This window comes from Flavobacterium covae, from assembly GCF_001534645.1.
GTDB lineage: Bacteria > Bacteroidota > Bacteroidia > Flavobacteriales > Flavobacteriaceae > Flavobacterium > Flavobacterium covae.
In genome coordinates this window covers 380275-395021 of record NZ_CP013992.1, presented here as the reverse complement: position 1 = coordinate 395021, position 14747 = coordinate 380275, and the positions used below count along the sequence as shown (strand labels likewise).

Here is a 14747-nt window from a genome sequence, read left to right as displayed (position 1 = left end):
TTAATGTTCGTGTTTTCCTCCTCCTTTAGATTGCGATAGTAAATAAAATGCTCCTTTTGTAACAATTTTAGCATTATTAGGTACAGGTTCAATTAGTTTTATTTCAGTATATCCTAAGTCAGTTGTACCGGGAAGAATTTCTAATGCTTTAAAATGAATTTCATTTTCTTCTTCTTTCTCATTTTCATGTATTTCTTTTGTACTGTCTTTATGAGAATCTTCTTGAATATATATATAATATTTTTCTCCATTTTTAACTATTGCGTCTTTTGGTAAGGCTAAAACGGTTTGATTTGTTACGTTAATATTTGCAGTAACATACATTCCAGTAATCAGATCTTTGCTATCATTAGAATTAATTTTAGCATGTACAGCAACCGTTTTACTTTCGTTAGAAAAAGATTTGTTAATACCAAATATTTTACCTTTAATAATTTTATTGGATTGATTTGTTAGAATAAAATCAATTTCTTGACCTATTGCAATTTTATCTAGATCTTTTTCATACACATTTAGATCTAGGTGCATTTCGCTGTTATTAACAACTTCAAACAGAGCTAATCCTGTATCTGCAAACGATCCTTTTGTAATATTTATCTTACCTACATATCCGCTAATAGGAGCTAAAATAGGGATTAACGAAGTCGTTCCCTTTAAACTTATATTTAAAGCTTGTAGCTTGTTTTTTGCGACTTGTGCTCTGGCATTTTCAATAGCTAATTTTGATTTTACTTCTTGAAAAGTTTTTTTTGGGTTTACATCTTCTTCTGTTAATGTTTTTTGGCGATTATATTCTAGTTGTAAATATTCAATGTTTGCTATAGCTGTTTGATAATCTTCTTGAATTTTAGTTACTTCTAAGTTTTGAATAGTTCCGAGAATTTTTCCTTTTGTTACATAAGTACCTTCTAAAACATAAATATCTTTTACCACTCCATTTATCAAGGTGGATACGTTGGCTCTGTTTTGTGGGGGCACAGTTGTATAACCACTTGCTTTTATAGCACTGTTTAAGTTTTTGCTTTCTATTTTACCTGTTTCAATACCAATCGTTTTATATTGTGTTTTAGTTAATGCTATTTCATTTTCGGATTTTGTTTCATCAGCTTCTTCTTTTTTCTTTTCATTACAAGAGGAAAAAAGAATTAAGATTAAGGCATTAAGTAATACAATTTTTTTTAATTGTGATTTTATATGATTCATTTTAGTATCTATTAGTTATTAGGGATTGATGGATATTGTAGAGCAATTGCACTTTGATTATACGCATTTGTTACTTCTATGTTTTGTTTTTTAATATCAATTGCTTGATTTAAAAAATTAATATAAGACCAGTAACTTAAGTCTCCATTAGCATAGCTTTTTTGTGCTGACACAATGATTTGCTCTGCGTATTGCAAACCTTCGTTTTGATAATATTCTAAGTTTTTTTTATATTTTTCGTAAGATTCTAGTAATTCTTGATTTTGCAGCTGAACTACTAATTTATTTTTATTTAGTAATAATGCTGTTTGAGCAGCATTAATTTCGGAAGCTTTTATTTTTGAATGGTTTACATTTCCAAATAAAGGGATTTGCAACCCTACAGTAAAACCTTGGAAGGGTGATTGTAATTGAATAGTCTGAAAAAAATATCCGATCCCTATTTTAGGTATTCTTAAAGCTTTATAAATAGCCGTTTCTTTTTGATTTACGGAAATTTGTTGTTTATAAAAATCTACGACTAGGTTTTCTGCTTTATTTTTATTTATTGATGTTATTTTATATTCTAAAGGAATCATAGCATTCGGTACAATAATTTCTTCTGTTTGTAAAAAAAATTGTAATTGTTTTTGATAGATTGATAAATCATGAATGATTTGTTTTTTTTGAGTTTCAATTTCTTTTACTTTGGCTTTAGCACTGATAACTTCTATACTTCCTGTTTCACCCGTTTTGTGTCTAAGTTCTGAGTTCTTTAAAAAATTAGCATAGATGATATTTAGGTCTTCATTTAATTTTTGAGTAGCAACTCCATATAAATATTGATAAAAAGTGAGTGTTACTGCTTTTTCTAATTCATATTCTGTAATTGCTTTCTTCTTTTCGGCTAATTTGGCCAGTTCATCTTGTAATTCTTTATTTGCTTTAGTAATACCTCCAATAGGGAAATACTGTTGAATTGTTATATTGTGGTCAAATTCTTTCGCATTAAATTGACCTCCTTGGTACTGAACTTGTAAAGGATCTGGCTGGAAAGCGGCTTTTCTTAAGCTTTTTTGTTTTTCAATTTCTTTATCTGCAATTTTTAATTCGTTATTATTTTTTTTGGCTAACTCAATTGCTTCTTGTAGTGTGATGTTTTTTACATTTTGTGCAAAACTTAGGGTACTAAAGAACAATAAGATAATAGGAATAAAGGAAGTGTTTCCTTTTTTACGATGGCTAATTCCTTTTTCGAATATTAAATAAAGAATAGGCAAAACGATTAGGGTTAATAAAGTGGCTGATATTAGACCTCCAATAACTACAGTTGCCAAAGGTTTTTGTACTTCTGCTCCTCCACTAGTAGAAAGAGCCATTGGCATAAACCCTAATGAAGCTACTGCTGCGGTCATTAGTACAGGACGTAACCTTGTTTTAGTACCTAGATATACACGTTTAACAGGATCCGTAATTCCTTCTTTTTTAAGTTGATTGAAATATGATATAAGTACTATTCCATTTAAAACAGCTATGCCAAATAATGCTATGAAACCAATTCCAGCAGAAATACTAAAAGGCATTCCTCGTAACCAAAGAGCAAAAACGCCTCCTATAGCTGAAAGAGGAATGGCTGTAAAAATCAACAAAGATTGTTTAATACTATTAAATGTAAAATACAACAATACCATAATTAAAGCAAGTGCTATAGGTAATGCTACTGATAATCGTTTGTTTGCTTCCACTAAATTTTCAAATTGTCCACCGTACGTTATAAAATAACCTGGTGGGAGTTTAAAATTCTTATCTAATTTTAACTGAATTTCTTCTACTACACTTTTTATATCACGTCCTCGAACATTTAATCCAACGGTTATTCTTCTTTTTCCATTTTCTCTGGAAACTTGTACTGGACCTTGTTCGTAGGTTATTGATGCCACTTGTGATAGAGGTACTTGTTGTCCGCTATTCAATGGAATAAATAAATTATTTACATCTGTTATATCAGTCCTAAAGTTTTTATCAAGTCGAACTACAACATCAAAACGTTTGCTATTTTCGTAGATTTTACCTGCGCTTTCACCAGCAAAAGAGGAACGTACAATTTTATTAATATCTGTTATATTCAAACCATATAATGCAATTTTGTTATAATCATATTTTATCGTTATTTGTGGTAAACCGCTGACTTTTTCTGCTTTTAAATCACCAATACCTTCTATTGTGTTTATTTTGGAGATTAATTCTTTTGCTTTAACATCTAATACTTCTAGATCATCACCAAAAATTTTAATCGCTATATCACTTCGACTTCCTGTCATTAATTCATTAAAGCGCATTTGAATTGGTTGAGAAATTTCAATATTAGCTCCTGGAATGGCTTCCATTTCTTCTTTCATCATATTGGCCAAATCTTCCCAATTATCGGCGGTTACCCATTCACTTTTATCTTTTAATACAATGATTAAATCTCCACTTTCAATAGGCATTGGATCTGTTGGAATTTCACCACTTCCTATTTTTGTTACAATAGTTTTAATTTCGGGAAATTTAGCTTTCAATATTTGTTCGTATTTTGTAGTAGTTTCTATTGTTTGAGATAAGGAACTTCCTGTCATAATAGTAGCGTTTATAGCTAAATCTCCTTCTTCAATGGTAGGTATAAATTCTCCTCCCATGTTTTGAAAAATCAGTAATGCTAAAGAAAATATTCCGACAGCTATACCTAAAATTATTTTTTTAAAAGCTAATGCTTTTTCTAATATAGGGGTATATTTTTTTTCTAACCATTGCATCATCTTATCGCTAAAATTTTCTTTATGTTCTGTATTTTTTGATAAAAATAATGCTGACATCATGGGTACGTATGTAAGTGATAATGTAAATGCTCCTATAATGGCAAATCCAACAGTCATAGCCATTGGTCTAAACATTTTTCCCTCAGTGCCTACCAAAGCAAGGATTGGTAAATAGACTATTAAGATAATTATCTCGCCAAAAGCAGCACTGCTTCTAATTTTTGAAGCAGACTGATATACTTCTTCATCCATTTCTGATTGAGTAAGAGGTTCTTTCCTTTTCACAAGGAGTAAATGATGCATTGTAGCTTCTACAATAATTACCGCTCCATCTACAATAATTCCAAAGTCTATTGCTCCTAAACTCATTAAATTACCGCTTATTCCGAAATAATTCATAAGAATTACGGCAAATAACATAGATAAAGGTATTACAGATGCTACAATAAGTCCTGCTCTTAAATTTCCTAAAAATAGTATTAATACAAAAATTACAATAAGTGCTCCTTCTATTAAATTCTTTGTAATTGTTCCAACAGCATTATCTACTAATTTACCTCTATCTATAAAGGCTTCCGCTATTACTCCTTCAGGGAGTGTTTTGTTAATTTGCTTCATTTTTTCTTTCACACGATTAACTACTGCACTTGAGTTTTCTCCTTTAAGCATGAGTGCTAATCCGCTCACGATTTCTCCTTTTCCATCTTTAGTAGAAGCTCCATAACGTAATGCAATACCTTCTCGAACAGTCGCTACATCACGAATTAAAACAGGCGCTCCATTACGATTTTTAACTACTACATTTTGTAAATCTTGAATACCTGTAGCCATTCCCACCCCGCGAATAAAATATGCGTATTGGTCTTTTTCTATATAAGCACCTCCTGTATTTTGGTTATTTTTTTCAAGGGCTTGAAAAATTTCTGAAATAGTAACCCCCAAACTGTTAAGGGTATTAGGATTAACTGCTATTTCATATTGTTTTAGTTTACCTCCCCAAGTACTTACTTCAGCTACACCTTCTATACCTTGTAATTGTGGTATAATTATCCAATCTTGAATTGTTCTTAATTGTATAGCATCATATTTATCTTCATATCCTTTTTTAGCATATACATCATATTGATAAATTTCACCAAGTCCTGTAGAAATAGGAGCTAAACTAGGAGAACCCGCATAATCTGGAATGTTTTCTTGTGCTTCTTTTAAACGTTGAAAAATCTGTTCACGAGCCCAATAAATATCTACATCATCTTTGAAAACAACTGTCACAACAGACAATCCAAATCGCGAAATACTACGTAATTCTACTATTTTTGGAATTGTCTTTACAGACTGTTCTAATGGATATGTAATCAATTGTTCTACTTCTTGACTCGCAAGAGTAGGTGCAGTAGTAATAATTTGTACCTGATTGTTCGTTACGTCTGGTAAAGCATCAAGAGGTAGTTGTTTTACTGAATAGCTTCCCCAAGCTAATAGTATAATAGTAAAAAGCAGTATAAAAAACTTATTTTTTATACTGAATTGTATGATTTTATCTAACATTGAAAATAATATAATAAGTTGATAATAAGCAAATAGATTATTTGCTATTAAAAAAATTTGCATAGTTAAAACTACGCATTGCAATAAAACTTATTATCCTATTTTAGGTGGTTGCCAAATATTATTATAAAAATTAGTATAAAAAACGGACTTGTAGAGTGATTCTTTATTTTCAGTTTTTATGATAGAAAAAGTCTCTAAATCGTATGAAATAATTGATTGGTAAACTAATACTTGAATACCACAACAATTACATACACAAAAAGGGGAACATAAATCATCATCTTCTTTATGAGAGTGATTTTTACTGTGCTGATCAGATTGAAGGTCTTTAGCCATAGATATATCATGTTCTATCATATCCAAGCAAGGTAGCCCCGACAATACCAGGAAATAAATAGATAATATAATATATAACAATCTCATCAGTACAAATAAATAAAAAAAAAAGCTAGAAACAAAAAATAAATATTAGTTTAAAAAGAATAAAAATAAAAAGGTTCTAATTTTTATTCTTTTTAAACTAATAAATCATCATAATATTATGCTATCTCCTTCTAGTCTAATATAAAATATGAATTAAATAAAAATCTACACTTTATTAGTATTTAAACTTTAGAATTAATATTTTATCTTGACCTTTTGCTATGCAGAAAAACAATAGTAATTTTAAAAAATAAAGAGTTTTATATCGTTTAATTTTTAATTTACTTTTATATTTAACTCTTTATTTTTTATCTTTTGACAAAATGAATCTGATATTTCCGTTTTTCTCTTATATTTTCCATCCTTTATTTATTTCCTTTTATAACATCCTATTTTACATATTTTTTATTAATAAAATTTTAAACAATTGTATACATTATATCTATAAAGCATTTTTCATTACCTTATTTATACCTATAATTGTATATTATTTTTTAATACAAACTAAAAAAATAGAAGATAGTATGATCCGTAATGTACAAGAGCGGAAGATTCCTCTTATTCTTCAATTAATTTTATATCTTATTATCATACTTACTCTAACAAGTCCCAATAATTACTTAAAATTATCAGATTATTTTTGGGCCAGTAGTGTTAGTACTATTATAGCTTTTTATTTTGTTTTAATAAATAAAAAAATTAGTCTCCACATGATTAGTATGTTAGGTACAAGTTCATGGATAATTCTTAATTATACAAATTTAGATTTAATTCACTATATGATACTATTTGTTATTCTCATGGTACTTAGCAGTTGTGTTGCTTTATCTAGATGGATCATGAAAGCTCATTCTATATCAGAATTAGTATTAGGCTCTATCATTGGAGCTATTCCACAATTTGTTATATTTATGTTTCAATGAAATATTTTTCAACAGTACTAATAATATGTATCAAAAGGATTAATTCTTACAAAATATAAAACATTAGACCCAAATTTAATGAACGAATTTTTTGAGAACTTTCAGTAAAAAGAGATTTCTTAAAAAAATCATTTAAACCATACGACACATAAAAATTACCACTATTATATCCTGCTGTAAGATAAACAGAATAAAGAAATTTATTAAAATCAGGGTTATTTACCACTTTGTACTCATATTTAGAATTAATAAACTGAGACTGATTATAGAGTACATAACTTGCTTTTATTCCTCCATAAATTCTCCAAAAACGATGACTTTGAGGAGTAGAGTTACGCCAACGAAGTTCTAACGGAATATCAAGTGTTACGAGCGAAAAACGATTTTTATCATATATTTCATCTTTGGGAATAATTGAATAATCAATAGTAAGTCCAATATTTTTAATAAGTAAGTTTTGTTTAAAATTAGAATACGTAAAACCTATTCCTGGAGCCAAAGCAAAAGTTCTTAGTTTATTAATAGGTATATCTCTTAAAGCACCCAAAAAAATACTTCCTGAAGTTGAATTTTGAGAAACTCCTTGCGGTCTATTATTAAGTATATTATAAGTAATTCCTAAATAGAATTGATCCTCTCTATATAAGGAATCTAATACTTTTATTTCGGGAGAATTTTGAGAAAAGCTACAAAACGAAACAAAAAAGACAAGTAAAAAGAAGTGTTTCATAAATACTAAAATAATTTTAAAACCAATTATAAAGGAAAGGATAAAAATAAAAAAAATGCCTCTCAATTGAGAGGCATTTAAAAGAAAGTTTTTATAATTAAGCGTGATGTAATTCTTGTTCTCCTTCTTTCATTGGAACAGTTTGAGGCACAAAATCATCCTCATGTCCTGGTTTAGAATAATCATAAGCCCAACGATGTACAGTTGGTAATTCACCTGGCCAATTTCCATGAACATGCTCTACTGGAGCGGTCCATTCTAATGTGTTTGATTTCCATGGATTTTGTTCTGCTTTTTTACCAAAGAAAATACTATAGAAGAAATTCCACATAAATATTAATTGAAAAGCTGCACCTATTAATGCAAAAGCAGTAATCAATACATTTACATCTGCCAAGTCATCAAATAACGGGAAGTTAGAATTTGTATAATAACGACGAGGTAAACCAGCCATACCAATAAAGTGCATCGGATAGAAAACACCGTAAGCGCAAACAGCTGTAATCCAGAAGTGAATATATCCTAAAGTTTTATTCATCATTCTACCAAACATTCTTGGAAACCAATGGTAAACACCAGCAAAGAATCCATATAATGCAGAAATACCCATTACTAAGTGAAAGTGAGCAACCACAAAGTATGTATCATGAACATTAATATCTAAAGTTGAGTCACCTAAGATAATACCTGTCAAACCTCCTGAAATAAACGTAGAAACTAAACCTATAGAAAATAACATTCCTGGATTCATTTGTAAATTACCTTTCCATAATGTAGTTATATAGTTGAAGGCTTTTACAGCAGAAGGAATTGCAATCAACAATGTTGTAAAGGTAAATACTGATCCTAAAAAAGGATTCATTCCTGACAAGAACATGTGGTGTCCCCAAACAATAGTTGATAAGAATGCAATAGCCAACATTGAAGCAATCATAGCACGGTAACCAAAAATTGGTTTACGAGCATTGGTAGCAATAATTTCTGAAGTGATTCCTAAAGCTGGTAATAATACGATGTATACCTCTGGGTGTCCTAAGAACCAAAATAAATGCTCAAATAATACAGGTGATCCTCCTTGATAATGTAACACTTCTCCCGAAATAAATATATCCGATAAGAAGAAAGAAGTACCTAAGCTTCTATCCATTATTAACATTAAAGCTGCTGATAACAATACAGGGAAAGAAACAATACCAATAATTGCCGTAATAAAGAAAGCCCAAACTGTTAATGGTAAACGAGTCATAGACATCCCTTTAGTTCTTAAATTAATAACTGTAACCACATAGTTCAAAGATCCCATTAAAGAGGAAGCAATAAATATAGCCATAGAAACTAACCATAACGTCATACCTGTACCTGAGCCTGGAATAGCTTGTGGTAAAGCGGATAATGGCGGATAAATTGTCCAACCCGCAGATGCTGGTCCTGACTCAACAAATAAAGAACAAATCATTATTACAGCAGACAGGAAAAACAACCAATAAGAAACCATGTTCATAAATCCTGAAGCCATATCTCTAGCTCCAATTTGTAATGGAATAAGTAAATTACTAAAAGTACCACTTAATCCAGCTGTCAATACAAAGAATACCATAATAGTACCATGTATTGTAACTAACGCTAAATAAATATCGTTACGCATTACCCCTCCTGGAGCCATTTTTTCACCTAAAAGCATTTTGAAAATCCCAAAAGACTCTTCAGGCCATGCAATCTGCATACGGAATAATAAAGACATTACTACCCCAATGATTCCCATTATAATACCCGTAATAAGGTATTGTTTAGCAATCATCTTATGATCTATACTAAAAATATATTTAGTAATGAACGTATCTTTATGGTGGTGTGCGTGATCGTGATCGTGTGCGTGATCGTGTTCATGTGCTGCTGCCATATATTTCTATTTAAATTTCTTGATTAGGTTATATTATTTTTTAACAGCTGTTGAATCAGCTACTTCAGCTACAACTGTAGTATCCGCCTTTTTAGGAGCTTCTACTTCTTTTTTAGCACCCGCAACTTCAGCCGCTTTTGCAGCTTGCTCTTCTTTCACAGCTTTAACGATAGTACCTTTATCTTTTAACCATGATTGAAATTGATCTGGTGTATCCACCACTATTTTCATCTGCATATTATAGTGAGATGCTCCACAAATCTTGTTACATAAAACTAAATAATCAAAAGTATAAGGATCTAAAGCTGTTTTTCCTTGCGCTAACAATTCAGCACTTTTCTTTGCTCTTATTTTATTAATTGCAGCTACTTTTTCTACAATTGCAGGATCTTGACGCATTTCATCTGTTGTCATAGTAGGAGTAAAAGCAAATTCAGTTACCATCCCTGGAACACAGTTCATTTGCGCTCTAAAATGAGGCATATAGGCAGAGTGAATAATATCTTGTGAACGTAATTTGAATAATACTTTTTTACCTTTAGGAATATGTAATTCTTGAACCGCAATATCATCTTGTGCATTAGGATCATTTAAATCAACTCCTAAAGTATTAACTCCTTCAATTAAACGTACATTTGCTTTACCTAACACATTATCCTTACCTGCATAACGAGCCTCCCAACTAAATTGTTTAGCATATAACTCCACAACTATTACATCTTCATTCTCATCAACAAACATGATATTTGTCCACGTATAAAGACCGTAAAGGATCAAACCTGCTAAAGTTATTACAGGAATAATGGTCCAAATAAACTCTAATTTGTCATTATCTGCATAATACAAAGCTTTTCTACCTTCTTCACCTCTGTATTTGAAGGCAAAATAATGTAATAATACTTGTGTAATTGCTTGCACTAAAAATATAATCCCTAATGAAATACTCATTAAATGATCATAATCAGGTCCATGTTCAGATGCTGGCGTACCTAAAGCTAAATGTCCCCATTTTAACAATCCATAGATCATAAAAATGTAAAGGAATCCAAGAAAACCAATCATTAAATATCCATGAACTTTATTATCATTATCGGTAGCAATTTGTGAATCATCATCCTTTCTACCCACTTGAGTCAAGTCGAAAATTTTAGTCATTTGCCATATAGCAATCGATAATAAGACTAAAACTGTTAGAACCAACAAAGTTGTCATCTGTTTTCTTGTTTAATTATTAATAATGAAAATGTTTACTTTCTTCGATATAAGGGTTACCTTTTGCTAATAAAGGAGCTTTAGTTAAAGCAGTAAATACAACGTAAATAAATAAACCTGCAAAGAAAGCTACCGATCCGATTTCTGCTGCACCGATAAACCATTGATCACCTACAGTTGCAGGAAAAATCATATTATGGAAATCTAAATAGTGACCACATAAGATTACAACACCAGCCATAGTTATTATCCAAGGTACTCGTTTAAAATCAGAATTAATTAAAATTAACAATGGAAAAATAAAGTTCATAACAACCATACCAAAGAATGGTAAATTGTAGTTTTCAATTCTAAATTTAAAATAAGTCACCTCTTCTGGAATATTAGAATACCACATTAACATGAACTGTGAAAACCATAAATAAGTCCAAAATACAGAAACACCAAACATAAATTTAGCTAAATCATGAAAATGGCTATTATTGATAAACTCTAAATATCCGTTTGTTTTTAAATATAAAGTAATTAAAGCAATCACAGTAATACCACTTACAAAGAAAGAGGCAAATACATACCATCCAAATAAGGTAGAGAACCAATGTGGATCTACTGACATAATCCAATCCCAAGACATCATAGACTCAGAAACTAAGAAAAATGCTAAGAATGCCGCAGATGCTTTAAAATTCTTTTTATAGTAAGATAAATCTTTTGTTTCATCTAAAGTTAGCGAATTTTTACGAGTGTAATAACGATAAAAAATCCATCCTCCTAAAAATATAGCTGCTCTTATTAAGAAAAATGGTACATTTAAGTATCCTGATTTCCCTTGAATCAAATGATCATGAGCTACTACTTCTGGATCCATCCATATAAATAAATGATTGATATGAACTCCTGCCAATACTAAAATTACAAATACTATTATACCACCAGGTGCGATATAAGATGTAATTGCTTCCATTATTCTAAATAAAGCTGGAGACCAACCTACTTGAGCTGCCCATTGAATAGCATAAAATGCTAATACGCCCAGCGAGATCAAGAATACAAATAATGCTCCCACATACAATGCAGCCCATGGTTTATTTTGCAATTGATGAAACACATGTTCAATATGTTCTTTGTGATCATCGTGTAAAACTGCTTCAGTACCTTCTACAGCTTTTTCTTGATGTTTTACTTCTTCGTGAGAAGCTGCCTCTGTGTGCATTGTTGCTTTTACACCTTTAGCCGCAGCTATAGTATCTAATTCTTCCATAGTAGCTACAGCAGAATCAGTTGCAACTGTTTTATCTGCATGAGTTTCTTCTTTATGTTCAGAAGTCATTTCATGCTTAGCGTCAGCATGTGCCGGTGCAACATGGTGTTCACCATGTGCATCAGCTGCTAATATTTTTTCTACGTCCTCAGTAGTCTTAGGCGCATTGAAAAAACCATACCCTATTCCTAAGAGACCAAGTGCCATTAGAACAAATGATAAGGTTCTTAATTTGCTTGAAAATGTATACATAACTTAATCGCGTATTTTATTATTTTAATTCAGACTTAAGTTTCATTACGTACTCAGCCACTTGCCATCTTTCTTTTTTATTTAATTGATTAGCATGTGAACCCATTGCATTTAAACCATACGTTTCTACGTGAAAAACACTACCTACAGTAATTGCACGATCTTTATAACTAGGTACTCCTAAGAACTTTTCTCTTTGAACTAATTTACCTTTACCATCTCCTTTTTCACCATGACAAGAAATACAGTAAATATCAAATAATTCTTTACCTTTCTCCATGTTTACAGCAGAAGAATCTAAAGGAGATTTCATTGCTTTTGATGCTTCATATCCAGCTGGAGTATTAGGTAATTCATAAGGAACAAAACCTCTCTTGATAGAACCTTGAGCAGGTAATTGTCCTTCTTTACCATTTTTGAAAGCATTTGATTCAGAATAAGTCTCATAAGCCACTGACTCATACATATTTGGAAAAAACTGATAGTTTGGCTTATCATCACTTTTACATGAAAACAGTAATGAAGATAACCCCATTATTGCTGTTAAGGAATATACTACTCTTCTCATAATCTATTAATGCTTTTCTACCACTTTCACTTCCACAGCACCCGTGCTTTGTAAGAAAGAAGTTAATTCGTCTTCATTATTATTAACAGCTACCTCCATTAAAAAATGGTCGTCTGTTGTACGTACATCTGGATTTTCAGCTTCTTTAAATGGCCATAGTTTACTTCTCATATAAAAAGTAATTACCATTAAGTGAGCGGCAAAAAATACAGTTTCTTCAAACATTACCGGCACAAAAGCGGGCATATTTTGATAAAATGCAAAACTTGGTTTACCTCCAATATCTTGAGGCCAATCATTAATCATGATATTATTTAATAACCAAGTAGCAAATGATAAACCTGTACATCCATATAAGAATGCTGCAATAGCAATTCTTGTAGGTGCTAAACCCATTGCTTTATCTAAACCGTGAACCGGGAATGGAGTATAGACTTCTTCGATATGGTGGTGTGCTTTACGGGTCGCTTTTACAGCATCCATTAACACATCATCATCATTATATAGTGCATGTATAACTTTATGACTCATGACTTATTAGTGATTATCGTGATTATGACCATTTTTTTCTCTATCTGCTTTGTAGTTATCACCTGATGTTTTCAAGATCGTTTTAACCTCTGCTTGAGCAACTACAGGGAATGTTCTAGAATATAATAAGAACAATACAAAGAAGAAACCAATTGTACCTACAAAGATACCTATATCCACAAATGTTGGAGAGAACATTGTCCATGAAGATGGTAAGTAATCACGGTGTAATGAAGTTACGATGATTACGAAACGCTCAAACCACATACCAATGTTTACTACTATAGAGATAATGAAAGAGAACATGATGCTCGTTCTTAATTTCTTGAACCACATGAACTGTGGAGAGAATACGTTACAAGTCATCATTGCCCAGTATGACCACCAGTAAGGACCTGTAGCACGGTTTAAGAAAGCATATTGCTCATACTCTACTCCTGAATACCAAGCAACGAATAACTCAGTGATGTACGCACAACCTACGATTGAACCCGTAATCATGATAACGATATTCATTAACTCAATATGTTGGATCGTGATATAATCTTCTAAGTTAGAAACTTTTCTCATGATAATCAACAACGTATTTACCATCGCGAATCCAGAGAAAATCGCACCTGCAACGAAGTACGGAGGTAAGATCGTTGTATGCCATCCTGGGATAACCGAAGTAGCAAAGTCAAATGATACAATCGTGTGTACCGAAAGTACTAATGGAGTAGCTAAACCAGCTAATACAAGAGAAACCTCTTCAAAACGTTGCCAGTCTTTAGCTCTACCTGACCATCCAAAAGATAATATAGAGTAAATGTGTTTTGTAAATGGAGTTACCGCACGGTCGCGTAACATAGCAAAGTCAGGTAATAAACCAGTCCACCAGAAAACTAATGAAACTGATAAGTATGTTGAAATTGCAAATACGTCCCATAATAATGGCGAGTTGAAGTTCACCCATAACGAACCGAATTGATTTGGTATAGGTAACACCCAATAACCCAACCACGGACGTCCCATGTGAATAATAGGAAATAGACCAGCCTGAACTACTGAAAATATAGTCATTGCTTCGGCTGAACGGTTAATAGCCATTCTCCATTTTTGACGGAATAATAATAATACGGCAGAAATTAATGTACCTGCGTGACCGATACCTACCCACCATACGAAGTTGGTAATATCCCATGCCCAACCTACTGTTTTATTTAACCCCCAGGTACCAATACCTTCGGTTATAGTGTATAGCATACAGCTAGCTCCCCAAAGGAACATAGCTAATGCGATATAAAATACTGTCCACCATTGTTTGTTCGCTTTTCCTTCTACAGGACGAGCTACGTCTACCGTTACATCATGGTAGCTTTTGCTACCAAGTACTAAAGGCTTTCTGATAGGTGCTTCGTAATGAGACGACATAAT

The 14747-nt window shown here is 31.6% G+C and carries 11 protein-coding genes; 1 reads left to right on the top strand and 10 read right to left on the bottom strand.

The genetic code is table 11. The features are described from left to right. From AWN65_RS01670 to AWN65_RS01660, 3 genes are all read right to left on the bottom strand, one after another. Positions 1–1203 carry an efflux RND transporter periplasmic adaptor subunit gene (locus AWN65_RS01670; protein ID WP_060381581.1) on the bottom strand — a complete coding sequence of 401 codons (1203 nt, stop codon included), beginning with the start codon at positions 1201–1203 and terminating at the stop codon, positions 1–3. Between the two features lie 11 nt (positions 1204–1214). Next, positions 1215–5528, bottom strand: coding sequence for a CusA/CzcA family heavy metal efflux RND transporter (locus AWN65_RS01665; protein WP_060383794.1), 4314 nt, complete (start codon positions 5526–5528; stop codon positions 1215–1217). Between the two features lie 93 nt (positions 5529–5621). Beyond that, positions 5622–5954 carry a DUF6660 family protein gene (locus tag AWN65_RS01660; RefSeq protein WP_063743268.1) on the bottom strand — a complete coding sequence of 111 codons (333 nt, stop codon included), beginning with the start codon at positions 5952–5954 and terminating at the stop codon, positions 5622–5624. Between the two features lie 524 nt (positions 5955–6478). Here AWN65_RS01660 and AWN65_RS01655 point away from each other — a divergent pair. After that, on the top strand, positions 6479–6877 hold the full coding sequence (locus tag AWN65_RS01655) for a phosphatase PAP2 family protein (protein ID WP_060381579.1): 399 nt from the start codon (positions 6479–6481) through the stop codon (positions 6875–6877). Between the two features lie 46 nt (positions 6878–6923). On the opposite strand, the gene AWN65_RS01650 is transcribed toward AWN65_RS01655, so the two are convergent. The 7 genes from AWN65_RS01650 to nrfD all read right to left on the bottom strand — a co-directional run bounded on the left by AWN65_RS01650 (position 6924) and on the right by nrfD (position 14744). Then, positions 6924–7607 carry a porin family protein gene (locus tag AWN65_RS01650; protein ID WP_063743270.1) on the bottom strand — a complete coding sequence of 228 codons (684 nt, stop codon included), beginning with the start codon at positions 7605–7607 and terminating at the stop codon, positions 6924–6926. Between the two features lie 97 nt (positions 7608–7704). After that, positions 7705–9507 carry a cytochrome c oxidase subunit I gene (locus AWN65_RS01645; RefSeq protein WP_060381577.1) on the bottom strand — a complete coding sequence of 601 codons (1803 nt, stop codon included), beginning with the start codon at positions 9505–9507 and terminating at the stop codon, positions 7705–7707. Between the two features lie 33 nt (positions 9508–9540). Further along, positions 9541–10719, bottom strand: coding sequence for a cytochrome c oxidase subunit II (locus AWN65_RS01640; RefSeq protein ID WP_060381576.1), 1179 nt, complete (start codon positions 10717–10719; stop codon positions 9541–9543). Positions 10720–10738: 19 nt separating this feature from the next. Next, positions 10739–12232, bottom strand: coding sequence for a cation-translocating P-type ATPase (locus tag AWN65_RS01635; protein ID WP_060381575.1), 1494 nt, complete (start codon positions 12230–12232; stop codon positions 10739–10741). A 19-nt stretch (positions 12233–12251) separates the two neighbouring features. Beyond that, positions 12252–12800 carry a c-type cytochrome gene (locus tag AWN65_RS01630; protein WP_060381574.1) on the bottom strand — a complete coding sequence of 183 codons (549 nt, stop codon included), beginning with the start codon at positions 12798–12800 and terminating at the stop codon, positions 12252–12254. A 6-nt stretch (positions 12801–12806) separates the two neighbouring features. Beyond that, positions 12807–13331, bottom strand: a complete 525-nt coding sequence (locus tag AWN65_RS01625; protein ID WP_060381573.1) for a DUF3341 domain-containing protein — start codon at positions 13329–13331, stop codon at positions 12807–12809. Between the two features lie 6 nt (positions 13332–13337). After that, a complete protein-coding gene (gene nrfD, locus AWN65_RS01620; protein ID WP_060381572.1) occupies positions 13338–14744 on the bottom strand; it encodes an NrfD/PsrC family molybdoenzyme membrane anchor subunit in 1407 nt (468 codons plus the stop codon). Positions 14745–14747: the final 3 nt, after the last annotated feature.

What these genes read in the sequence shown, in the direction of transcription:
- AWN65_RS01670 (WP_060381581.1), bottom strand. Translation starts at nt 1,203, where the DNA reads ATGAATCATATAAAATCACAATTAAAAAAAATTGTATTACTTAATGCC.
- AWN65_RS01665 (WP_060383794.1), bottom strand. Translation starts at nt 5,528, where the DNA reads ATGTTAGATAAAATCATACAATTCAGTATAAAAAATAAGTTTTTTATA.
- AWN65_RS01660 (WP_063743268.1), bottom strand. Translation starts at nt 5,954, where the DNA reads ATGAGATTGTTATATATTATATTATCTATTTATTTCCTGGTATTGTCG.
- AWN65_RS01655 (WP_060381579.1), top strand. Translation starts at nt 6,479, where the DNA reads ATGATCCGTAATGTACAAGAGCGGAAGATTCCTCTTATTCTTCAATTA.
- AWN65_RS01650 (WP_063743270.1), bottom strand. Translation starts at nt 7,607, where the DNA reads ATGAAACACTTCTTTTTACTTGTCTTTTTTGTTTCGTTTTGTAGCTTT.
- AWN65_RS01645 (WP_060381577.1), bottom strand. Translation starts at nt 9,507, where the DNA reads ATGGCAGCAGCACATGAACACGATCACGCACACGATCACGATCACGCA.
- AWN65_RS01640 (WP_060381576.1), bottom strand. Translation starts at nt 10,719, where the DNA reads ATGACAACTTTGTTGGTTCTAACAGTTTTAGTCTTATTATCGATTGCT.
- AWN65_RS01635 (WP_060381575.1), bottom strand. Translation starts at nt 12,232, where the DNA reads ATGTATACATTTTCAAGCAAATTAAGAACCTTATCATTTGTTCTAATG.
- AWN65_RS01630 (WP_060381574.1), bottom strand. Translation starts at nt 12,800, where the DNA reads ATGAGAAGAGTAGTATATTCCTTAACAGCAATAATGGGGTTATCTTCA.
- AWN65_RS01625 (WP_060381573.1), bottom strand. Translation starts at nt 13,331, where the DNA reads ATGAGTCATAAAGTTATACATGCACTATATAATGATGATGATGTGTTA.
- nrfD (WP_060381572.1), bottom strand. Translation starts at nt 14,744, where the DNA reads ATGTCGTCTCATTACGAAGCACCTATCAGAAAGCCTTTAGTACTTGGT.